The organism is Roseibium porphyridii (assembly GCF_026191725.2).
Lineage (GTDB): Bacteria > Pseudomonadota > Alphaproteobacteria > Rhizobiales > Stappiaceae > Roseibium > Roseibium porphyridii.
The window spans coordinates 2,679,365-2,701,047 of sequence record NZ_CP120863.1 but is presented as its reverse complement, the minus strand read 5'-3'; the positions used below and the strand labels follow the sequence as shown (position 1 = coordinate 2,701,047).

Here is a 21,683-nt window from a genome sequence, read left to right as displayed (position 1 = left end):
AGCTTGAAGAAGCTAAGGCCAAAGAAGCCGCCGATCTTTTCGCCCACCTTGTGTTGTTCTGTCGCGGCAGGGGCAAGTCGCTCCAGAACGCAGTGGATGCAAAGTTGCTGAAACATCTCCCGCAAACGCAACGCTGAAGAGTTGAGGTAGATCCCAGAATTCAGTCTTCCTTGCGGTAGATGATTGTACCGCGCTGATTGATCAACAGGATTTCGCCGGAAACGGGATGCAGGTAGACTTCGACACGTTTGCCATCAGGTGAAGTGCCATAGACTTCCCAGCAGCCACCGTCCTCCTTCATGCGCCGGACTTTCCAGCCGTCGCCTGCGAGCTTCTCTGTGACCTGGTTCTCGGAAAGCCAGGCAGCCTTGTCTGTTGGCTCACACTCAAACATGCCCGTTGCAGCGGCGGGTGCGGAAAGCAGTGCTGTAAACATCGAATAGGCTACGTGTAGCGTATAGTTCATGTTCTTGTCCTCTGCGGTGCGCCAGCGAATTTTCAAGCAGTGATGGTTTTCGAACCCGTTCCCGGATTGAAGTGCCGGTAAATTCGGTATGCCTCAAGGACGGCCAACGGGACAAAATGCACGAGCGCAGGACCGAAATTGTTGTGAACAAACATCCAGTGCACCAGAGTGGCGATTGCCGCCGGATAAACAAACCTCTGCAACGGTTTCCATTTTGACCCGAGCCAGCGAACAGAGGCATCGTTCGAGGTCACGGCCAGTGGCAAGAAGATCAAAAATGCCAGCCATCCCGTCCAGATTCCCAGTGCCCAAAAGTCTCCGAGAACAGCTTTGATCGATCCCATGTCGACCAGATAGAGAACCGTGTGAAGGGCTGCATAGGCAAATGCTGCGACACCAAAATACCGACGTCTGCGCGCCATCCAGAACCAGAATCCGGCCTTCGGAAAGAGCAGCCTGAATGGTGTGATAACCATTGCAATAATCATGAACCTGGCTGCAAATTCGCCGGTTGGATGCAAGAGAAATTCAGTTGAGGCGCGCCCGTCTTCCGACGTCGCTCCACCGGCAAGAGCGGCAATCATCGGGAACGAAGGCAGCGCCAGCAAAACCCATAGAAAATAGCGACTGTCCAGAATGCGTTTCATGTGTCCGCCTGCCCCTGCGTCCGTTTCAATTTGTCATGAACGCAAACATAGCGATGAAGTGTCTGGCAAATTTGTCTCGGTAGCCTGGAAAGTGTCGCAAAATGTATCAGGCCAGATGCATCGGTCGGTAAATCCCACCAACACCGATTTTGGGGCTGTCGGTGTCGGCAGGATCTTTGCTTGGGTCGGAGGAGACCCGCAAGTCACCTTATATTCAAAAAATTGAAACTAAATGCGGCAAGCTGTCCCAGCATTTCAGAATCGAGGTTACGGCATTGCCACAACGGGCGTCCTGACCCCGACCCGCTGGAACAGGTCCTGGATGTCATGATTGGCCATTCGGATACAGCCATAGGAGACAGCGCGCCCGATGGAACCGGGTCGATTGGTTCCGTGTATGGCGTAATTTCCGTTTGAGAGCGTCATCGCCGCAACGCCCATCGGATTGTTTGACGCTCCTCCCCTGATCACCGCCGGCAAATGGGGAAAGTCCCTGCGAACTTCAGGAGAAGGCGACCAGTCCGGCTTGACATACTTGGCCGTGATATGGGCCTGTCCGGTCCAGGCCTTCCTGCGTTTTCCAACGGCTACCTTGTATCGGATCGCCCGGTTTCCTCGCAGCACCAGGTAGAGGCGTTTTTCGGAATTCCTGATGACAATCGTCCCTGGCTGGAACCTGTGATCGGAAAACCCGACAAGCTCTGCAGCACTCAGTGGCGATGAGACCGACAGTGCGGCCAAAGCCAAGGCCGTAAGCAAAAATCTGGAAAGACAGGTGCGACGCATTACCAACCCCGTGTTTTCAGGGAAGATATCGCGTCATTCGTGCTGGAAGAATACCGCGAGCGCCACTTTCTTACCGAAAGGTTAATGCGCTTCTTGGGCACCCTTTCGCGCAATCACAGTCAATTCAATCGCTGCATTGTGACTTCAAAGTCAAGTGACTTAGCGCACAATACCGATCGGTAGGAAATGACTAGGTTGATGAGGCGGCTCACCAAGGAGCCATCCACCAACGGATCTCGCGGAACACGATCCCGCGAACTCTCTCATGCCCATGAGCTGAACAGGGACAATATCGATGACGTTTCTACAATCAACATTCTCAAATTTTTCGCAGAAAACCGCAAGATTTCTTGCCGCTGCCGCATGTGCTGGCGGTCTCCTGTCGGCCTCGCTTCCAGCACATGCAGGGCCACTCACAGGAACCTACACCCTTTCGCCATCTCAAATCGAAACTGGTTTTTCCGTCCGCGTTCTCGGTCGTGGCCCTGTGACCGGCGCCTTCACCAATGTCTCTGGGAAAATGATCCTCAATCAAAACCGGCCGGAAAAAAGCCGCGTCGAGGTGACGGTGGACCTGAGCAGCGTGACAACCAATAACAACAAGGTGACCGGATTTCTGAAAAGCTCGGCAATGTTCGACGTCGCCAAACACCCAATCGCGAAGTTTCAGAGCACCCGTGTCAGGATTACCGGTCAGAACACGGCAGAGGTTGATGGCGTCCTGGTCATGCGTGGCAAACAAAAACGCACGACGCTATCCGTGACGATCAATCCGAACTCCAAGGGACGGGTCGCGTTCGAAGTCTCAGGCGCCTTTTTCCGGAGCCTTTACGGTATGGATGCCGGGCTCCCAATTTACGCAGACAGGGTGAACCTCAACATCAAGGGAACCGGTCGACGCAGTTGATAAAATCTCGTGTTGCATGAAAGAGGCACGTCAGCTGGCAAAGCTGCGTGCCTCTTCATCTGTCGGGTCAGGGCGTAGCGCGCTACCATCCGAACTGGAAGGTCGTTCCCGTCTGACCATGCCCATTTTGAACAATATGGCCGTTTGTGTTTCGACCGAACTGAAACAAACCGTAGGCGTTGTTGTTTCCATTCTGCTTGAGAGATCCGTTGTGGCCGTTTCCTTCCTGGAAAACTATGCCCTGATTGCCAAATCCATTTTGCAGAATACCAGCAGCATTGCCGATACCATTCTGCTTGATCCCGCCCTGTTTGCTCAGATCGTTGGCGATCGCTGCCGCGACGAGACCAGCGCGCATCAATGTTTGCTGATCACCGTTTTGCGGATTGAGTGTGAAAGAGAAGCCTCCCCCGGCAAGAGCCGGGCTTGCTGCGATACCGCTGAACAAGGCAGCAGCGGCGATGGTACGAACAATGTTGCGGGTCATGGGTAACTTTCCTGAATTTGAAGTGTGTTAGATGCGGTCCCCGATACGGGTCTTGCAATCAAAGGTCTCGCTGCCAATCTGGTATTGAAAACGCGCGTCATAGACGCCGTCCTTGCCAAGCATGACGCGACCTGTCTCGGCCCGGCCGTCCGGTCCGATCTCAAAGGCGCCACCCTGGCTGGTGGAGGTCGTGCCACCAGAGCCACCGCCATTTATGGTCAAGCGATACTGGCCGGTTTCCCCAGGATGTCCTGTCGCGATACCGGTCAACATGACGGAGTTGCCACCGGTCTTGGTGTCGATTCCACAAGTGGTGCGATTGGAGTTTTCGTAGGCTTGCGACGCGTCGGTCGCGTAGTGAATACCGCCAATGCCAGCGATCAGAACAGCAAGGCTCAAGGCTTTGAGGTTGGATTTCATGATGTCCTCCTGTTTGCTCTTTCAGCGGCCGGATCAACCGGCCAGCCAAAAGTCTCGGGAAGTGTTCGGATCTTACGGACAGGTCTGAACGAACGCAGCGACATTGCCGGAACCGGCCTGATTAACAGTGGCATCACAGCCATGGCCGACCTGCACACCTGCCGCAATATTGCCGTTCCCATCCTGGGTCATCACCGCATTGTGGTCGGTACCGAACTGACCGACACCGGCAGAGTTGCCAAAGCCGTTCTGCCAGGTGTCGGCGAAGTTGTGGGCACCTGTCTGGCCGATTGCAGTGGTGTTGTGATTGCCGAATTGGTTGTTGATGGTTTCGTTGGCATGGCCGTCCTGAAAAATACCGATCAGGTTGTTAAAACCGTTCTGGTTGCCGCCAGCTACATGACCGAATCCAAACTGTTCGATATTGATGCCATTCGCATTGGCAGGCAGGATTGCAGTGGAAAGAAAAACCGCTGCGGTGGCGCTGAGAACAACTTTGCGAAACATCTGGACTTCCTCTCGTCGGTGCGGCCTCGCCGCGTGTTGAAGACAATTGGAAGGTAGATTGCAGGCACGGAACTCGCCCTGAATGTGGCGTTCAGATTGGGTTCATGGTGGTGTTCAAATTCGGGCAGCCCTCATTGTGGACCCGGCAGAGGTCATCAGTCACCGCGAGCAAAGCCCAGCAAACCTGCAAGAAAGTGCAGGAAATTGAGTTTGGTCAGCCCGCTCGGCTTACGGAATTGAACGCTAAAAAACTCGCTCATATCAAAGCCAACAGCCGAACTGGTCTTTTGGCGCTTTCGAATATCGGCACTTCGACCTATCTTGACCGGAGCTGTGGAGCTCCGTCTTGCCATTCATACCAGACATAGGCCGGCACGTTCGCATCACCGTTTTCGTCAAACCGAACGGTTCCAAGAACGGTCTCGAACGCACCGTTTTCAAGAGAGCTTGCAACTGCCTCAAACGTCGGGTCGGCAGCCTGTTCCATAGCCTGTGCCCAGGCTTGAAGCGCTGCGTAAGTCGTCAGGGCGTAGCGATCGGCAGATAGACCGGCTTCTTCCAGATCGGCGACCACATCTTTGGATGCCTCAATCTCCCTTGGAATCTCGGGATAGGTAAGCAGTGTCCCTTCTCCTGAAGGACCAGCGACCGACCAGAATTCTTCGGTCATGAGGGCATCTCCACCGATCAACTGGGCATCTAGACCCTGGCGGGCCATTTCGAGCCCGATCAGACCGGCCTCCGGATGATAACCACCGAGATAGACCACATCGACATTCTCCAAACTGAGTTGGGTGACGAGATTGCGATAGTCGTCCTCGCCAGCATCGAAGCCCAAGGCAATACTCTCCGACACGCCACGATCATTCATCACGGCTTTCACCGCATCGGTCAGGCCTTTGCCATAGGCCGTCTTGTCATGAAGAATAGCAATACGACTGGAGGCAAACTCTGAGGCCAGCAATTGGCCTGCAACAAGGGCTTGCGTGTCATCGCGAGGTGCGAGCCGGAAAATGCCGGAACTAGGCCGTGCCTCGGTAAACCGCGGCAAGGTGGTTGCCGGGGAGATCTGGACAATCCCCGCATCGGCATAGACTGCACTTGCAGCAATTGAAGCGCCGAAACAAAAATGACCGGCGACGAAAACTGCGCCCTTGCCGATAAGTTGATTGGCAACGGCGACGGCCTGTTCGTCGTTGCAGCCGTCATCGGCAACTTCCAGCACAAGCTGTTCACCCCTGACACCACCCGCTGCATTGATATCAGCAACGGCCTTCGCTGCCCCAGCCTGCATCTGCGCGCCAAAGGCCCTGAACTGGCCGTCCATCGGGCCGGCAATTGCAACAGTCATGTCCGCAACAGCCGGGCTGGAAATTAGGCTGCAGGCAACTAGTCCAAGGCTTGCAACAAGCTGCTGATAGGTCATGTATCGTCCCAACGGTCCTGTATTGATCTGTCTATCCGTAACCCCATGTTGCAGGGAGCTCAATTGGCAGGTGCCGAGTTTGCCACTCCCGCAGCGGTTCGAATTGGCTCCCTGTCGCAAAGGAATTGCATTTCACACCCTAGGCAGAGGTTTTGAAGAAGCATAGACTTTTGCCTTCAGGGTCATATCTTTCGATTCCCAATCCATGGCCCCAAGGAGCCACGCCATCACACCATCATCCTCCGATATGAGCGACCAGGCCGACCTCACGCTGGACAAGCAGAGTTTTCGCGAAGCCATGAGCCGTATCGCCGCTGCAGTGCATGTCGTTACCACGGATGGCGCTGGCGGTCGCATGGGAGCAACCGTTTCAGCAGCTTGTTCAGTCAGCGATGAACCGCCAAGCATATTGATCTGCCTGAACAGGCAGACCCGCATCCACGGCGCAGTTTTGAAAAACAGATGTTTTTGCCTCAACACACTAAGCGACGATCACGAGCACATTTCAGACGTCTTTGCCGGTCGTGACAAACTGGAGATGCCGGATCGGTTCGCCAGAGGTGACTGGACCAATCTTGCCACCGGGTGCCCTGCCCTCGACAGCGCGCGTCTCAGCGTCGACTGCGAAGTATTCTCGGTAACCGAAATGGGAACACACTCGATTATCGTTGGAACCGTCGCAGATCTGCGAATGACCGACCCAGGCAAATCTCTTCTGTATGTGCGCAGAGGCTACAAAAGCCTAGACACCTGAAATCATTGGGATCAAACTCTTTCAACCCACCATACAACGGGGACAGTCGCCCAATGGCCGGTATGCGCAATCTGATCACCGATGTTCCGGGACTGAAAGTTGGAAATGCTTCAGACCAGGAGCTCAAATCCGGAGCAACCGTACTGGTTCCGGACGAAGCGGCCGTAACATCCGTTGCGATACATGGTGGAGCTCCGGGAACGCGGGAAATCGCATTGCTGGAACCTGAACAGACCGTTGAAAAGATCGATGCGATCGTTCTTGCTGGCGGCTCTGCGTTCGGATTGGACGCAGGCGCGGGTGTTCAGGGCCGTCTCGCGGAACTGGGATATGGCTTTGAAATCGGCCCGGTTCGTGTCCCGATCGTACCAACAGCGATCCTGTTTGACCTGTTAAATGGCGGCGACAAAAGCTGGGGCCAGGCGGCGCCATACAGAGATCTCGGACGATCTGCACTTGACGACATTTCGTATGATTTCGTTCTCGGCTCCGTCGGTGCGGGCACTGGTGCCACGACAGCCAATCTCAAGGGCGGGCTCGGATCAGCGTCGCAAAAACTGGACAATGGCGTCACCATAGGTGCGATCGTTGCCGTGAATGCACTCGGTCGCGCAACCATTGGCGACAGCCCCCACTTCTGGGCAGCCCCATTTGAAGTCGGTCACGAGTTCGGCGGCAAAGGCATGGCTCATCCCCTTCCGAACGACAGCACGGCTGTTCGAACGAAACTTGATGCCCTGAAGGCCGGTGCCAACACGACGATTGCGGCCGTTGCAACAGATGCGATCCTCACCAAGGGCGAAGCCAAGCGGCTTGCAGTCATGGCCCATGACGGACTGGCGCGCGCGCTCTGGCCAGCGCACACCCCCCTGGACGGAGATCTGGTATTTGCCATGTCGACAGGCCAGCAGCGTTTGGAAAACGGCCTGGAAGATATGGTGCAACTGGGTGCGGCAGCAGCATCCTGTCTGGCCCGCGCGATTGCGAGGGGTATCTATAACGCAACCCCTGCTTCAGACGACCCGGTCCCAACCTGGCAACAGCGTTTTGGTGGCTAGCCTACAAATCCAGTTCATCTTCGCGTCCGTAGGACTTTGTGCAAGTTCAAAGAAGCACAAGGCGCTGACACATGATCCAAAGCTGGAAAAAACTGGCACTCGTTTTTCTTGTTTCTCTGTTCGCGGCCACTGCTCCGGCCCTTGCCAAACCGCTGATCCTAGAAGAATTCTTCCGGGGTAAAACGGTTGGAGAGGGTGTCTTTGAAAGCAAGATAGCAGGGGTCTATCGACCCTTTAAGGTCTATCTGACCGGGACCTGGAACCCGAGAACATTCACGCTTCGTCTTCGCGAAGACTTCGTCTACGAAGACGGTGAGCGCGATACCAAGACCTGGTTTTTCCAGAAAGTCGCAGAGGATCGGTATATTGGCCAACGCGCCGATGTGCTGAGCCCAACCAACGTCGTCACCGGCGAAGACGGGTCTCTTCGGTTTTCATACATTGCCGAGCTTGAAACAGAAAATGGCCCCATCAAGCTCCGCTTTGACGACACGCTGACCCAGATCGACAAACGCACGGTTCGCAACACCGCAAAGGTGATGAAAGCGGGCATCACGATCGGCACGGTTGATCTCACCTTCAAGAGATAGCCCCCCGTTCTTGAGCTGATCTTCTTGATCAAAAGCTACACTTGAGGCTTTACTTAAGGTTCAGTTTGGGGAACCGGGGCTTCAAATGAAACTTTCCAGCAGACTTGTCCGCATCTATAGGCATGCGTTCTTGGTTTTAATCATCGCCGTATCCAGCGTTATTTTCTATTCAGAACAGGGATTTAGCACAGATACAGAGCTCGCTGAAAACCTGGAAGACGTCCTGCGGCAGCCTTTCGAAGGCGACTTTGATGATCTTGTCGAGCGCGGATACCTGCGTGTACTCGTGCCGTTCTCCAAAACAGGTTTCTTTATCGACAAGGGTGTAAGACGCGGCAGTTCGGCCGATCTGATGATCGAGTTCGAAAAACACCTGGCAACGACCCATGGTGACAAGGTCAAGGACTTCGAAGTCGTTCTGATCCCCACGCAACGGACAAATTTGTTTAAGGACCTGTCTGACGCCCGTGGTGACATTGCACTTGGCAATCTGACGATAACTGAAGACAGGGAAAAGCTTGTCACCTTCTCAGCTCCACTCCTCAAGGACGTGGAAGAAGTGCCTGTCACAGCTGACAGCGTCCCTGACATTCTTTCAGTCGACGACCTGTCCGGGAAAACAATCTTTGTCCGCAAATCAGCTTCCTATTCCCAAAGCCTCGACGCGCTGAACCGAAGACTTGCCCGTGAGGGCAAAAAAACGATGGACCTCGTTTATGCGGACGAGCGCCTGGAAGACGAGGATCTGATGGAGATGGTCGCCGCCGGCGGCATTCCCATGGTGATCGTCGACCGGCACAAGGCCGAGCTTTGGCTCGATGTGCTCGATGGGCTCAAGCTTCACCCTGAGGCTGCAGTCCGAAAGGATGGGGAGATCGCAATCGCTGTTCGAAAGAACGCCCCGGCCCTGCTGCAGGAAGTCGACGGTTTTGTTCCCACCGTCAAGAAAGGCACTTTGCTGGGAAACATCATTTTCAAACGGTATTTGCAGGAAGCGACTTACCTGAAGGAAATGCGCAAAGCGGATTATGATGAAAAGCTCGCCAGGTTCCGCGCCTTCTTCCAGAAATATGGCAAGGAATACGAGATCGACTGGTTGCTGATTGCTGCACAGAGCTATCAGGAGTCAAAATTCGACCCGGCAGCTAGAAGCAGCGCGGGTGCGGTTGGCCTGATGCAGATCAAGCCAACCACCGCTGAAGGAAACCCAATTAACATCCGCGGCATCGCTTCCGATACGGAAAAAAACGTGCATGCCGGCGTCAAGTACCTGCGGTATCTGGCAGATTCCTATTTTCCGAAGCTTGCACCCGACCCGGCAAGTCAGACCTTTTTCGCATTGGCGGCCTACAACGCCGGACCAAGCCGTTTCGCAAAATTGCGCGAGAAGGCTAAAATGCAGGGCTACGACCCGGACAAGTGGTTCGGCAATGTAGAGTGGATCGTTGCCTCTGAAATCGGCCGGCAACCTGTCGACTATGTCGGTAACATCTACCAGTACTACGTTGTCTTCTTCAATGAGCACCAACGCCGCAAATCCGAGGCCGAACTCAAATCAACCAAATCTGCGCAATAGCAATTCGATAGTGCATCGGTTTGGATGGTCTCAGGCAGCTTTGCGCCCTAGACCTGCTGCGCGTTCAATCATCTTCGCACGGCCCTCATCGGTCGATCCCTTGATCTGGGAAAACATGTGATACCCCTTGGGCTTCAATCCACAGAAACCCAGAATTTGTTTTTCCGTCTGTTTGCGGGATCCCGAACCATAGACCAGGCGGTAGAACCAGTTTGGTGTGTCCGAAGTGACCAGCACTTGAGAAGTACGGCCGGCCAGCAGTTTGTCCGGCAAAGCCTTGCCTTTCACATACTGGAATGCCTTTCCTGGCAACAACACCCGGTCGAACAAACCCTTCAGCTTCGCTGGATGACCGCCCCACCACAATGGGTGTGCGACCACCATATGCTGACACCAGACGATGTCTTGCCAGATTGCCTCAAGATCCGGCTCAAGCGGAGGTGTCTTGGCGAAACTCGACGTGCCCAGATCAGGATCGAAGGCCATCTTGGACAAGTGCCTTAACCTGACCTCGTGCCCCCTCGCCTCTGCTTCATCTGCATATGCGCTGGCAAGAGAACCACAGAACGACCCAAATTCGGGATGCCCGTCCAATACAAGAATTCGTGTCATGACCAAGTCCAATCGAGAGATACGTGAATCGTCATAAAATTGACCGTGGTCAACTTTTGACATCGCTAAACTTGCAGGTCAAGATATTTTTTGACCGCGGTCAATTTATTGAGGTTTCATGACGCGCAAACCACAACAACGCAGCATTGCCACAAAGGCCCGCGTTCTGGATGCCGCCCGGACACTGAGCAAAAGACATGGGCTGGAACAGGTGACAGCTGAAGCCGTTGCACAAGAGGCAGGTGTTGCAAAGGGGACTGTCTTTTCTCACTTTGGTGACATGGACGGTCTGTTGTCCTATGTACTTTTGGATCGCCTAAAAGCGCTCTCCGAACAGGAAAACGAACAGGACCCGAAGCAGGAGATATCGGACCCGGTCGGCTTGCTGATGCAGCGCATTATGGCAATGATCACCGTCATCACGGACAGTCCGACTATTCTCCGATTGTTTTTGGACAATATTGGCGTAACCAAGCCCAATTGCGCTGCAGAATTCGTTGAAACTCTCGACAGACTTGATGCGGGTCTCGCGGTGTTTCTGCAGCACTGGCAGCAAACAGCCTCCATGACCCCCAAACTGCGCACCGACAGAACACCAGAGGAAATGACCGATGGGCTGATCGCCTTCATGATCCATGGTGCGATCTTGTTGAAAAGTCATCAGATTACGGATCTAAACTCCCTGGAAGGAAGGCTTCGCCGTCACGTCGAAGCATTTCTGCTTGAAGGTTGATCGGGTCGGAATTGATGCCGATTTCTTTTAAGACCCATTAAACGCTCAGGAGCGTTAGGCCGGCAGATCACCTGGCCAGGTCACCACATGGTTTTCATACTCTTCCAGTGCCATGCCGTCTTCCGGAACCGTGCGGCCCCTAGAAGACACACCTGCCTCATGCACCGTCTCCGCATTGCCTGAAACTAAGGGATGCCACCAGTAAAGGTCCTCCCCTTCTGAAACCAGACGATAGGCACAAGTTGGTGGCAACCAGGTGAGCGTTTTGACTTCCGCCGGTGTCAACTGAATGCAGTCGGGAACAGTCGCAGCGCGGTTATCGTAGTCCTTGCAACGGCATGTATCGCCATCAAGCAGGGTACAGGCAACCCGGGTCCAGACAATTTCACCCGTGTCCCAGTCTTCCAATTTATTGAGGCAGCAGCGCGCGCAACCGTCGCAAAGGGATTCCCACTCGCTCTTGCTCATGTCTTCAAGCGACTTGGTCTTCCAGAATGGCAAATTGCCGTGTTCACGATCGGATGTCATGTGGTCCTGCCCAATTGCCCTGGCGACTGCCGGAGCCGCGTGCGCGTAGCATGCTAGCTTCCACTCGGCAAGCATTGCGGATTTTGCAGCATTTATCCGCAAGCTTTTTCAATGAATGATCAATAAACAAGGAGCATTCTTTCATCATGCTCATCACTGGTTTTCACGAGGCGAAAAAACCGGTAATTTGAAACACTCAGTTAGACCCGGAGATTCAGGGCCGCGTGACGGACAAGCCGCACCCACAGGAAACCGAAGCTACGAAGCCGCCGAGAAAGCGTCACCGTATCCGCAGGTTCTTTCTTGCAATCGATGCAATCGTCGACACCGCTTTGTGGCGCAGCGGTGCGGCGATCCGGCGAACGGTTGAAGGCTATGATGCGTTCTTGCGCCGCTTTCGAGCGAAGGGAATCTGGCGCGGTCTGGCAGAACTTTCATCCGACGGGCTGACCTTCGGCCTGATCGGCTTCATCGTTGTACTTGCCTTTGCACAGCCGGCATTCGAAGCGACCCGCTACGCGGACTGGAAGACAACGGACGACTTTGCGGTGACGTTCCTGGATCGCTTCGGCAACGAAATTGGCCGTCGCGGTATCGTGCTCAATGACAGTGTGCCACTTGAGGAAATTCCCGATTCCCTAATCAAGGCAACGCTGTCGACAGAAGATCGGCGCTTCTTTTTCCATTTCGGCATCGATTTTGTCGGCACATTCAGAGCCATGGTCGAAAACGCGCGCGCAGGCGGCGTTGTCCAGGGTGGCTCAACACTGACACAGCAGCTTGCCAAAAACCTGTTCCTGACCAATGAGCGCAGTCTGAGCCGAAAGATCAAGGAAGCCTATCTGGCGCTTTGGCTCGAGGCGAACCTGACCAAGCAGGAAATTCTGAAACTCTATCTAGACCGGGCCTATATGGGTGGTGGCGTGTTTGGCGTAACCGCGGCCGCCGAGTTCTATTTCAACAAGAACGTAAGGGAACTGACACTCGCTGAAAGCGCGATGCTGGCCGGCCTTTATAAAGCGCCCGGCAAATACGCCCCACACATAAACCTGCCTGCGGCCCGCGCGCGCGCCAATGAAGTGCTCACCAATATGGTCCAGGCATCGCTTTTGACTGAAGGTCAGGTGATCGGTGCAAGACGCAACCCGGCGCTCGCGGTCGATCGCTCACAGGACCAATTGCCCGAGTATTTCCTCGACTGGGCACTGGATGAGGTCAAGAAGCTTGCACGACGCAATCCCGCGCTTGCCCGCGACCGCATCGTGACGGTGCGCACCACCCTTGATCCAGCCCTGCAACGCCAGGCAGATCTCGCTGTGGAAACCATCCTCAGGGAAAACGGCAAACTGCGCGATGCAGGCGAAGCTGCCCTCGTGTCGATGATCCCGGACGGTGCCGTCGTTGCCATGGTTGGCGGCAGATCATATGGCGAAAGTCAGTTCAACAGGGCGGTCAATGCCCTGCGCCAACCCGGTTCATCTTTCAAGCCTTTCGTCTATATGACGGCCTTCATGAACGGCTATGAGCCGACCAGCATCGTGCCGGACCGTCCGGTCTGGATCGGCAACTGGTCACCTAAAAACTACAACAGAAGCTACAGAGGACCGGTCAGTCTGAAACTGGCCCTGACAAAGTCGATCAACACCATTCCGGTGCGACTGTCGCTCGATTTCGGTCGTGAAAAAATAATCGAAACCGCTTACGCCATGGGTCTGACACATGAGCTTGAGAACTCGATTTCATTGCCCATCGGTTCGTCTGAAGTCTCCGTTGTGGACATGGCCGCTTCCTACGCAACATTTGCAAATGGCGGCTTCAAGGCACCGGCGTATGCAATCCTTGAAGTGAAGAACAGTGACGGTGTCGTTCTTTATCAGCGCGAACGCGATGAACCGGACACCATCCGCGTGCTGCCGGAGGACAAGGTTCATCAGATGAACGATATCCTGGTCAATGTGGTTGAGGCAGGTACCGCCCGCAGGGCCAGGATCGATGGGGTTGTCGCCGCAGGAAAAACGGGCACCACCAATGCTTACCGCGACGCTTGGTTTGTCGGCTATACGGGGAATTTCGCAACCGCCGTCTGGTACGGCAATGACGACTTTTCATCTACCCGGCGCGTGACGGGCGGCAGCCTGCCAGCAATGACCTGGCAGCTTTACAACGACTATGCTCACAAAGGCATTGAACTTGCCCGAATGCCTGGGGTCGACGCAGAAAACCTGCCGAGACTTGCCAGGGCGCAGCCGACAAAACTTGCGGCAACACAAGTCGTCAAATCTCAGCCACGTGTATTGAAACGGCGCACACAACAGCTTCTTGAGCAAATTGGCGCTGATATGCGCACGCTCCTGGAACAAAAAAGCGCCAAGGCATCCGTTCCTGAAAACTCCAACTCGACCGACGTCGCGGCAGCTCAATGACCGACCAGTCCCTGCCGCACTCAACTCACGGCCCTGAAAATGGCCCGGCCGACGGTTCATCTTATAGTGAGGCGGCCTGGTATGGGGAAAAACTGCCCCGTGCAATCCGGCCTTATCGAAGCCATCCTGTGCGCAAACTGGCAACCATTGCGCTGGTTGTGGTTCTGGCCTCACTTCTGGGCATCAGCACGGCCTATTTGCTGATTGAGCGCGAACAACCCCTCAACGCTGTGACCATCGGGCCCTGGCATGCTTATCCCAAGGCAGGCACGGCCGACGCCGACCCTTATTCGGTTGCCATATACACACGCGGCGCCGTCATTCCCCTCGCCAATGGCGAAGGCCTTGCGCTCGTAGCACGCGAAGACAGCGCAGGACATCAACTCGACCCGACCTGTATCTATAGGATTGCGGGTCAAACACCCTCAGCGCGTCTTTGGACGCTGACCGCTCTGGATGGCAAAGGTCACCTGGTTGAAACCCTGCCGGGCCGCGGAAACCTTGTGAGTTCTGACCTGCTACGAGCTCAGGATGGATCCTTCCAGATAACCGCTGCCAGAAATCCACACTCGGGCAACTGGCTTCCGCTTGCCGCGGCTGCCAAGGCCAGTGACGGTTTGCGGTTTGTGCTCAGACTGTATGACGCACCGGTGACGACAGGTGCTGCACTGGATGGTGTCAGCATGCCACTGATCGAAAGGACCGGTTGTCCGTGACACTTTCGCCCCGCTTCAATCTTACCGTTGGACTGCTGGCGGTACTCTGCCTGGCGGCAATCATCCACATTCTCGTGGTGCTCAGCATTCCGCACAATGTGCAGCACAGTGCCTACGACAACGTGGCCGCCTATGGTCCTGACCGACAGTTCAATCTGCTACCTGACATTCAACCGGGTAAAGAAGCCTTACCGGATCTCGACCCGGCGATGAAGCACGCGACCTGCCGCTTTCAATTGGACAACGGCCCGGTTCTCTTTGACGCCAGCATCCCGGTTTCCTTTTGGTCCATTGGCCTCTTCAACGCGGCCGGAGAAGCTGTTTACAGTCTCAACAACCGCACAGCAGGTGCTGAACGCCTGTCGATGCTGGTCCTGACCACCGAACAGCTTTCCATCTTGCGCGAGAACCCGCCGGAAAACCTTGAAGACCTGATTGTGATAGAAACAGAAGAACCCATCAGCGGGTTCGCTCTCCTGCGCGCTTATGTCCCTCACGGTTCACGTGCCGTGGATGTAGACCGGGCCCTCAAGGCTGCGAACTGCACCGGGATTTGATCAGCTTTGCCATCAACAAATCGCGTGGCCTGCAAAGCAGATCATAAACGATTTGACTTCGAAACCTGCGGTTCGAAATCCGCTAACGCCCCACATAAGGCCAACATCAAGATTGCGCTATTTTTGTACCGGTGCGCGCTCCGTGCTCCATCCTGTAAAGATCCTTGACCGTTTCACCGTCTGATCCTGGACGCGGCGTTTGCTCAAGTCGCAACCGCTTTCCGCAATCCTGACCTGCCCTTCCAGTTCACGAATGGCGTTATTCACTTTCCAGACGCGATCTCTCGTGGGTGTTTCGATCTCCAGTCCGTCGAGCGCCTTCTTATACGCAATGATGCGATAGCGCAGCGCCTGACCAACCCATTTGATCATGACCCGGTTTTCCCACACGCGCGCCTTCGCACCGTCGTAGGTTTCCTCGGTGGTAACCGGCTTGCTCTTCAAAACCCGAAGGCGTTCGTTGTCGGCCTTTTGCACCCTCAAGGCGACTTCGCAGAACGGCATCACAAGCTCCGCATCGCCTTTCGCATCCGCCGCGATCTTGTCGTAACGGGCATCTGAAGACTGAAACTTGTCGGAGCGCAGGTAAATCAAATAAAGATCCGGCGGAACACGGCCTTCTGTCTCAGGCAGAACTCTGGTTCGCGAAAGCTCAACCATAGTGCCGCCGATCCAATCCTTGGTCCAAGGAGGTCTGATTAGTGTCCAGCCGCGTTTGCGCAGCAGCTTCTCATCATTTGTGTAGTTGAATTTTGAAACCGGGTCGCCCCGCAGCCTGGCAGCTTCGTTGCCGACAGCAGGCATCAGGTCGTCATGAACAACCGACGGTCTGGCGCGATCAAAGTCTCCGGTCGGGCGCGTGCATCCTGCAAGCACAGCCACAAGCAGCAAGGTGGCCAAAAAGGCCTTTTGCTGTGTCCCTCGCCTCCTTGCCAAAGATGGCGTGGAGCCGGACTGAACCGCTTCACCAATGCCCATCGGGCGTTTCTCCAGACCACGAAACCAGAAATCGGTATCAATGCGGCTGGAAAGGCTTGGACCGTCAGTCCTTGTCGGAACCAGCTGGTCCGGCCGCTTTACCGATGGTCGTGATTCGCGCGGCAAGATCAAGGTCGTGACGCTCGTAACGGACACCTGGGAAGAGGATAACCTCACCAAATGTCTCACAGCGCGCCGAGCTGTGTTGATTGGAGCGCTGACCCACACGTGAAGTGGGCCTGTGCGCGGATGCGAAGTCCAACAAAGTGCCCATCGTCTCCTCCTTCGGTTCCAGTTGCCAAAAGCCGGTGTATTACCGACCGACAACGGTCAAACGGGCGACGCATTACTTCCTGCAGACTCATTAAGGAGCCGTCAGGGTTAACAGGATGCTAACGCTTTTCGTGCAATTTGAAGGAGACAAGTTCTTCCGGTCGTCCGGTCTTTTGTATTTTGTAGTCGGGTGTCATGCGCCAAAGCCAACGTTTCAATCAGACCAAACAGTTTCCTTCTTTTGGCCGAAAACCGAGTGGCGGCTCTGCTGCTGACGGTGGTGTGTTGCTCGCAGCGACAGAGCTCTTTGTTGCCAGAAGTCGCCATGATATTGAAGAACAAGAGATTTTTTCAGAACTGGCCCGCAATCTGATATCTGCGACAAGTACAGAAGACCGTCGCAGAATTGCCTCGCTACTTGCCCCGCACGCTGAAACACCAGACGATCTTTTGCAACATCTGGCCCGTCACAGTGACCACCTGACCGCCTATCCAGCGCTTCGTTACAGCGCGCGCCTTTCTGTGGATCTCCTTCAGAAAACCGCTTTCTCAGGTCCAGACACATTAAGACAGGCAATTGCAAACCGTGCGTCATTACCCGAATCGATTGTCACCTCATTGTGCGAAAACGCCGGATCGAGCGTTATCAGGATCCTACTTGATCGGAACGACGTTCTCCTCACTCAGAGACAAAAGTCTGTCCTGAACAACCGGCGGGAAATCGTTGCGGACCTGAGTGCGGAAATGGCCCACCAGGACGCACTGAACCCCGAAGCTCTCATGGGGCAATTTTTGCAATTGCCGGCGAAGCTGAAATCAAAGGCAATTGCAGCCGCCGAAATGACCAGCCTCGTCAGCCAGGCTCAGGCCCCGCGAAAGTCTCGAGACACTCGCACCGACGCGGCACGGCTCCAGCTTTGCGATGCACTGGTTCAAGAAGCACTGACCCAGAACAGACCGCGTTTTGCAGACTTGCTTTCCCAGGGACTTGGCTTGCCCCTCGCCACCTGTGATCAGCTGACGCAGGCCGATCAGGCAGATGGCTTGGCAGTCGCGTTAAAAGCCCTGGGAACAAGCAAATCACAGTTGGCGACGGTACTGATCCGCCTGCACGGAGAAGCTGCGTCCCTGGAGACCATTCGCCTTCTGCTGCGATTGCATCAAACAATCAGCTCAGGCGCGTCGGAAGTGCTAGTCAGCCAGTGGGTCCTGAGTGACCAGCCTGAGTTTACCAGCGCTGCACGGCACGCACCCCTTTACGAAGCCGGCAAGAAACATCAATCTGTCGGCGAAAAGGGACTGCCATTTCAGGAAAACAGCTTGGAACAAAAAAGTTCCGGCAACTAGATCCGAAAAAAGCTGTCCGCCGGATTAGGCTCCTCCTGCCCTTCCTCTGCCAAGGGCAACTCAATCTTTCCGTCTCGCGCTTCGATATCGACCAGCCAGTAGTCAGGATCCATGCGCGCTTCACTCTTCAACCGGGCCTCAATTGTTTCGCGATCCGTTTTTTCAAAACGCCGTTCAAACAGCCTGCTTTCGGGCCGATCCTCGAACATGGATTGCGGTGCAGGGGCATAAAAATCAAAACTTCCATCGAGACGATCCACACAGATAAAGACCGCACCTGCTTCAGGCGCACCTCGCTTGGAGACGGCCGCAAAGCCTCCGTCGCCAAAAATCTGACGAACCAAGGCACTGACAAAAAAGTCGGAGGTGACGCGCATCTGCATGAGCGGGATCCAATCGCGTAGAAGGTTCCCTGTCTTAGCAGATATATAATCCAGGTAAATCAGCCGGAAAGTTTACGCCCGCTGATCATTTCGAGCCGTTCGATCACTTTTGCCCCAGGCTCCCCGGTGATTGGCAAACCGCGATCGAGTTCAAAACGCTTGATCGCTGTTGTCGTGTTGAGACCCATAAGTCCGTCGGCCTTAAGAGGTCCATAGCCAAGCTCCGAAAGCGCTTTTTGCACTTTCAACAGCTTCGGGTCGGCGTCGATTCCCGGATCTGACGATTGTTCAGGCGCGCTGGCGAGAGTTCCGGAAAACCCGGGCTTTTTCCGCGGCACCGGCGTCTGGGCTTCAAACGGCGCGTCCCCATGCATGAGGACAAGAGCCAGAAGAGCCTCGTTTGCCTGTCCGGTTTCAACCTGCCCGACCTTACGCTCATACGACCGGATTGCGCGTTCTGTCGCGGGCCCGTTTATGCCGTCCAAAGGACCTTCATAAAGGCCAATTTTGCGCAATGAGATTTGAACATCCAACACCAGCGTGGAAATTTCCTGGATCTTGAGATCACCGGTCCGGCCGTCAGGTTCCGGCAGCTGCATATCGTCCGGAAGGTCACGTGTCGCAAAGAACGGAGCCGGGTGACGTCCCGGCTGCAGCCCGAGAGCATTGGCCACGATCAGACATGCGGTCAATCCCATGACCACCGTCCCGCCTGCCGCAACTGGGTTGTCGAGAGCGACATGACCGGCCCTTGCCATGATCGAATCGTTGTCTTTCAACTCCGACGCCTTCCTAGGCTTTGCAGATTTTGCGTTTCGAGCCATCTCCGCCTCCTAAGCCATCTTCGCCAATGGCCGCGTTTCGGCGTGTTCAGTATCGGTTGAAAAATCCTTGAACGGCGCAACGCGGGCCGGCAAACGAATGCAAACGCTTTCGCCGTGTCCCAGCATCGTTTGGACTTTCAGGCAGGCATTGGTGCGCTCGAGAAGATCTCCGGCGAATGCCAGGACCGGTTTGCTGTCTTCAGAGCTCCACTGCAGGCTCGACTTTCGGTCCTTAACGGAAAACAGCAGTTCAAACCCGGCAAGACTGCAGTTGGCCTCGACAAGAATTTTTGCCCCCGAACCGCTTGTCGCAATCATGTCCAGCAACACGAAACACAGTGCCTTGCGCACCAGCGCTCCATCGACAAAAACAAGCGGCAGATTTTGACCCCAGATTGTTTCAATCTGCACTCCCTGACGATCCGCAGCCGATCCAATCCTTTCAAGGCAGAATTCCAATGCTGCCGCGATGTCGGTCTTTACGAAGACCGGTTCGAGGTTTTCGCCTTGCCCCACCATTAGGTCTGAAAGGTCCGCCAATGCTGAAAGGCCGATCTGACTGGATCTTTTGATATCTCTAGCAGCATCTTCGAAACGGTATCGGTCAGATGCAAGGTCGATATGTTCCAGGTCAGCTGCGCGAGACAAAACATTTTCAAGTGCTGTTCGAACGCCCCGACCAGCCGTCTCGTTTATTTCCGCCGAGATACGCTCAAGCCTGGATTTCGCCCCTTCAGAGAGAGGTTGCGAAAGTGACGAAACCGGCAGCTCCTCCGCCGCGCGCAGGCTCAGCAGAAGGGATCCGTTTTCCTTTGTGTCCAGGCCTGTTTCCTGAACTGGCGGACGCAGTTTCAGCGTTAGATTTCGATACTCCGCCTGACCCGTTTCGCCAGGACTGGAGGCACCGACGCGCAAGCGAACATCAAACGGTGTCGCCTCGCCTTCATTTCGAGCCTCGGATAGTTTGGTCAGATAGAGCGGCCGGTCCGCCACATGAAGTCTTGAAAACAACCAGCTGTCAGAATTGAACCCTGCCGAAATGCCGAGCAATTCCTTGACCGGCCCACCCATGACTGAAAGCCCTCCGTCGGGTTTCAATTCGCAAAAGACTTCAGACACCGATTGGTTGATTAGCTGTCGACGCCCTTCCGAAGCCTTCATCAAAGACCTGGCGTGCTTCCGGTCCGCCGAAATACGAATAGCAAGCAAACCGACATATAGAATTGCCGCAACACTCGCCAAAAGCGTGACGCCAGTCGGCAAAGGAGCAACTTCCGCCAGTGTTGCAGGAGCAACAGAGACAGCAATCAACAAGCCCGCGCAAAGCAACGTTACGGAATAGGCCGTCTTACGGCTGGTTGACAACGCAGCTTCAACAGGTGGAACGAGTAGCCAGAGAAACGCAAATGATGCACTACCGCCTGTCAGAACGCAGATGGCGGCGACAAATCCGGCGAACAAGCTGGCAGACAATCCGATCGTCCGGTCAAGCGCACCCGAACGAGACAAGTAAAGAGCAAGCGGCCATTGGCTGAGCAACCAAGACAGCATCAACGTCACAACAACATGAGGAGGTCCTGCAAGTGCCAGGTGCAATGGCAAAACAACGAGAGCGGACGTTCCCGCAACTGTCGCACTGATTAGAAAAGATCGGTGCAAGGGAGCCAAAAAAACATCGTCAGCCGCGGAGGGATGAATCATACCTTCCAGACGAGCCGTCCAATGCCACCAAAAAACACTCAGCAAATTCAGAAGGTTACGCACTCTTTACTACCATAAACCAGACACGGACCTAATCACCCGCAACGCTTGTAGGACCATTGTCGGCTGGAGCACTTAAGGAACGATAAAGGATGAATTCATATCGCTCAAAATTTTCGAAAAAACCGGCTGCAAACAGCGGCTTGTGCAAGAAAAGATAAAATTTGAATCAAAATCTCAGAAAACTCGACTTAAATATCTGTTTTATTTTATGAAAATTGACCTTTCCGATTCAACCCGACATTCTCAAGTCGTTGCTAAGGTGACCTCATAACAAGCGCGTCGGCAGCAAAAAAGATGCGCAAACCGAACTAACTATGGGTAGCGACATGTTCTTTTTGATGAGAACAGCCTTTTGGCTCACCTTGGTGCTGGTCCTGATTCCTCTCGGATCAGATGAAAACAGTACACAGGTGGATACTGTAAATCCTGTTTCGGCCTATCTGGCGGCGCAGGCGACCGTTTCCGACATCGGTAGCTTTTGCAGCCGCAATCCGGATGCGTGTGAAACCGGTGGCGACGCACTTTCGGCCATTGGCAGCCGTGCGCGCGATGGTGCGCGTATTGTCTACCAGTTTTTGGACCAGCAAGTGGCGAACGACTCCGGTCGAGAAACCATCGTTACAGGGTCGACTGCCACCCCGAATTCAACAACGCCGCAGCGGCCAGTAGTTGTTTCTTCGACAAGCCAACCGGTGTTTGAGGCCCTGACACGCCTGGACACAGAAATTGGGCCGGTGCCGCGTCCAAAGCCACGCTCAGGCGCCTGACCTGGAGCGAACAGCTGTTTCGAATTCTCTCAACTTCCAGAATCTTGCAAGCAGCTGACTATCCCCGCTTGAGCGATGCCTTTCCAATCGGCATCGCAAAAACGGCTTTACTTCAGCGGCTCCGTGCTGCTGCGCCGCAGATGAATAGCTGCCC

Annotated in this window: 25 protein-coding genes; 12 read left to right on the top strand and 13 right to left on the bottom strand. The window is 54.8% G+C overall.

Features of this window, described 5'->3' with window-relative positions; genetic code table 11:
- Positions 1–160: 160 nt before the first annotated feature.
- The 3 genes from K1718_RS12690 to K1718_RS12680 form a co-directional block, all read right to left on the bottom strand.
- Positions 161–466 (bottom strand): PepSY domain-containing protein, encoded by a 306-nt coding sequence (locus K1718_RS12690; RefSeq protein WP_152501263.1) that lies wholly within the window; start codon positions 464–466, stop codon positions 161–163.
- 32 nt (positions 467–498) lie between these two features.
- Positions 499–1,113, bottom strand: coding sequence for a protein-methionine-sulfoxide reductase heme-binding subunit MsrQ (locus tag K1718_RS12685; RefSeq protein WP_265684654.1), 615 nt, complete (start codon positions 1,111–1,113; stop codon positions 499–501).
- Positions 1,114–1,380: 267 nt separating this feature from the next.
- Positions 1,381–1,899: a L,D-transpeptidase gene (locus K1718_RS12680; protein WP_265684653.1), complete on the bottom strand. Its 519-nt coding sequence runs from the start codon at positions 1,897–1,899 to the stop codon at positions 1,381–1,383.
- 295 nt (positions 1,900–2,194) lie between these two features.
- Here K1718_RS12680 and K1718_RS12675 point away from each other — a divergent pair, with 295 nt between their 5' ends.
- The gene (locus K1718_RS12675; protein WP_152501260.1) at positions 2,195–2,806 is read left to right on the top strand and encodes a YceI family protein; all 612 of its coding nucleotides are present in this window, start codon (positions 2,195–2,197) and stop codon (positions 2,804–2,806) included.
- A gap of 82 nt (positions 2,807–2,888) precedes the next feature.
- Here K1718_RS12675 and K1718_RS12670 read toward each other — a convergent pair whose 3' ends face one another.
- The 4 genes from K1718_RS12670 to K1718_RS12655 all read right to left on the bottom strand — a co-directional run bounded on the left by K1718_RS12670 (position 2,889) and on the right by K1718_RS12655 (position 5,646).
- A complete protein-coding gene (locus K1718_RS12670; protein WP_265684652.1) occupies positions 2,889–3,293 on the bottom strand; it encodes a curlin in 405 nt (134 codons plus the stop codon).
- Positions 3,294–3,320: 27 nt separating this feature from the next.
- Positions 3,321–3,713 (bottom strand): curli-like amyloid fiber formation chaperone CsgH, encoded by a 393-nt coding sequence (csgH, locus tag K1718_RS12665; protein WP_152501258.1) that lies wholly within the window; start codon positions 3,711–3,713, stop codon positions 3,321–3,323.
- Between the two features lie 72 nt (positions 3,714–3,785).
- A complete protein-coding gene (locus K1718_RS12660; RefSeq protein ID WP_265684651.1) occupies positions 3,786–4,220 on the bottom strand; it encodes a curlin in 435 nt (144 codons plus the stop codon).
- A gap of 316 nt (positions 4,221–4,536) precedes the next feature.
- On the bottom strand, positions 4,537–5,646 hold the full coding sequence (locus K1718_RS12655; RefSeq protein WP_265684650.1) for a branched-chain amino acid ABC transporter substrate-binding protein: 1,110 nt from the start codon (positions 5,644–5,646) through the stop codon (positions 4,537–4,539).
- A gap of 205 nt (positions 5,647–5,851) precedes the next feature.
- Here K1718_RS12655 and K1718_RS12650 point away from each other — a divergent pair, with 205 nt between their 5' ends.
- The 4 genes from K1718_RS12650 to K1718_RS12635 all read left to right on the top strand — a co-directional run bounded on the left by K1718_RS12650 (position 5,852) and on the right by K1718_RS12635 (position 9,624).
- Positions 5,852–6,400, top strand: a complete 549-nt coding sequence (locus K1718_RS12650; protein WP_173005985.1) for a flavin reductase — start codon at positions 5,852–5,854, stop codon at positions 6,398–6,400.
- Positions 6,401–6,453: 53 nt separating this feature from the next.
- Positions 6,454–7,458 carry a P1 family peptidase gene (locus K1718_RS12645; protein ID WP_152501255.1) on the top strand — a complete coding sequence of 335 codons (1,005 nt, stop codon included), beginning with the start codon at positions 6,454–6,456 and terminating at the stop codon, positions 7,456–7,458.
- 71 nt (positions 7,459–7,529) lie between these two features.
- On the top strand, positions 7,530–8,048 hold the full coding sequence (locus tag K1718_RS12640) for a DUF3833 family protein (RefSeq protein ID WP_152501254.1): 519 nt from the start codon (positions 7,530–7,532) through the stop codon (positions 8,046–8,048).
- Between the two features lie 85 nt (positions 8,049–8,133).
- Entirely contained in the window at positions 8,134–9,624 is a 1,491-nt protein-coding gene (locus tag K1718_RS12635; RefSeq protein WP_274706381.1) for an MltF family protein, read from the top strand.
- 30 nt (positions 9,625–9,654) lie between these two features.
- On the opposite strand, the gene K1718_RS12630 is transcribed toward K1718_RS12635, so the two are convergent.
- Complete coding sequence (locus K1718_RS12630; protein ID WP_152501252.1) at positions 9,655–10,236, bottom strand: NAD(P)H-dependent oxidoreductase; 582 nt, start codon at positions 10,234–10,236, stop codon at positions 9,655–9,657.
- 118 nt (positions 10,237–10,354) lie between these two features.
- On the opposite strand from K1718_RS12630, the gene K1718_RS12625 reads away from it, so the two are divergent.
- Positions 10,355–10,969 carry a TetR/AcrR family transcriptional regulator gene (locus K1718_RS12625; RefSeq protein WP_265684649.1) on the top strand — a complete coding sequence of 205 codons (615 nt, stop codon included), beginning with the start codon at positions 10,355–10,357 and terminating at the stop codon, positions 10,967–10,969.
- A gap of 54 nt (positions 10,970–11,023) precedes the next feature.
- On the opposite strand, the gene K1718_RS12620 is transcribed toward K1718_RS12625, so the two are convergent.
- Complete coding sequence (locus K1718_RS12620; protein WP_265684648.1) at positions 11,024–11,497, bottom strand: YcgN family cysteine cluster protein; 474 nt, start codon at positions 11,495–11,497, stop codon at positions 11,024–11,026.
- Positions 11,498–11,721: 224 nt separating this feature from the next.
- On the opposite strand from K1718_RS12620, the gene K1718_RS12615 reads away from it, so the two are divergent.
- Genes K1718_RS12615 through K1718_RS12605 form a run of 3 tightly spaced genes read left to right on the top strand, consistent with a single transcriptional unit; the run spans position 11,722 to position 15,193 of the window.
- Positions 11,722–13,920 (top strand): transglycosylase domain-containing protein, encoded by a 2,199-nt coding sequence (locus tag K1718_RS12615; protein WP_418068120.1) that lies wholly within the window; start codon positions 11,722–11,724, stop codon positions 13,918–13,920.
- Positions 13,917–14,636: a DUF1214 domain-containing protein gene (locus tag K1718_RS12610; RefSeq protein WP_265684647.1), complete on the top strand. Its 720-nt coding sequence runs from the start codon at positions 13,917–13,919 to the stop codon at positions 14,634–14,636. Before K1718_RS12615 ends, K1718_RS12610 begins: the two co-directional genes overlap by 4 nt.
- Positions 14,633–15,193, top strand: coding sequence for a DUF1254 domain-containing protein (locus tag K1718_RS12605; protein ID WP_265684646.1), 561 nt, complete (start codon positions 14,633–14,635; stop codon positions 15,191–15,193). The genes K1718_RS12610 and K1718_RS12605 overlap by 4 nt, the downstream gene beginning before the upstream one ends.
- Positions 15,194–15,310: 117 nt before the next feature.
- On the opposite strand, the gene K1718_RS12600 is transcribed toward K1718_RS12605, so the two are convergent.
- Entirely contained in the window at positions 15,311–16,171 is an 861-nt protein-coding gene (locus K1718_RS12600; protein WP_265684645.1) for a hypothetical protein, read from the bottom strand.
- 40 nt (positions 16,172–16,211) lie between these two features.
- On the opposite strand from K1718_RS12600, the gene K1718_RS12595 reads away from it, so the two are divergent.
- Together K1718_RS12595 and K1718_RS12590 are read left to right on the top strand one after the other, a co-directional pair.
- Positions 16,212–16,403, top strand: coding sequence for a hypothetical protein (locus K1718_RS12595; RefSeq protein ID WP_285806071.1), 192 nt, complete (start codon positions 16,212–16,214; stop codon positions 16,401–16,403).
- 236 nt (positions 16,404–16,639) lie between these two features.
- Complete coding sequence (locus K1718_RS12590) at positions 16,640–17,791, top strand: DUF2336 domain-containing protein (protein ID WP_265684643.1); 1,152 nt, start codon at positions 16,640–16,642, stop codon at positions 17,789–17,791.
- Here the strand turns inward: K1718_RS12590 and K1718_RS12585 are convergent.
- From K1718_RS12585 to K1718_RS12575, 3 genes are read right to left on the bottom strand one after another with little or no spacing between them, the layout of a single operon-like run.
- On the bottom strand, positions 17,788–18,174 hold the full coding sequence (locus K1718_RS12585) for a DUF1491 family protein (protein ID WP_209006924.1): 387 nt from the start codon (positions 18,172–18,174) through the stop codon (positions 17,788–17,790). The genes K1718_RS12590 and K1718_RS12585 overlap by 4 nt on opposite strands.
- A gap of 59 nt (positions 18,175–18,233) precedes the next feature.
- Complete coding sequence (locus K1718_RS12580; RefSeq protein ID WP_265684642.1) at positions 18,234–18,998, bottom strand: peptidoglycan-binding domain-containing protein; 765 nt, start codon at positions 18,996–18,998, stop codon at positions 18,234–18,236.
- A gap of 9 nt (positions 18,999–19,007) precedes the next feature.
- A complete protein-coding gene (locus K1718_RS12575) occupies positions 19,008–20,699 on the bottom strand; it encodes a hypothetical protein (protein ID WP_265684641.1) in 1,692 nt (563 codons plus the stop codon).
- A gap of 389 nt (positions 20,700–21,088) precedes the next feature.
- On the opposite strand from K1718_RS12575, the gene K1718_RS12570 reads away from it, so the two are divergent.
- Positions 21,089–21,529: a DUF5330 domain-containing protein gene (locus K1718_RS12570; RefSeq protein WP_152501241.1), complete on the top strand. Its 441-nt coding sequence runs from the start codon at positions 21,089–21,091 to the stop codon at positions 21,527–21,529.
- Positions 21,530–21,683 lie beyond the last annotated feature (154 nt).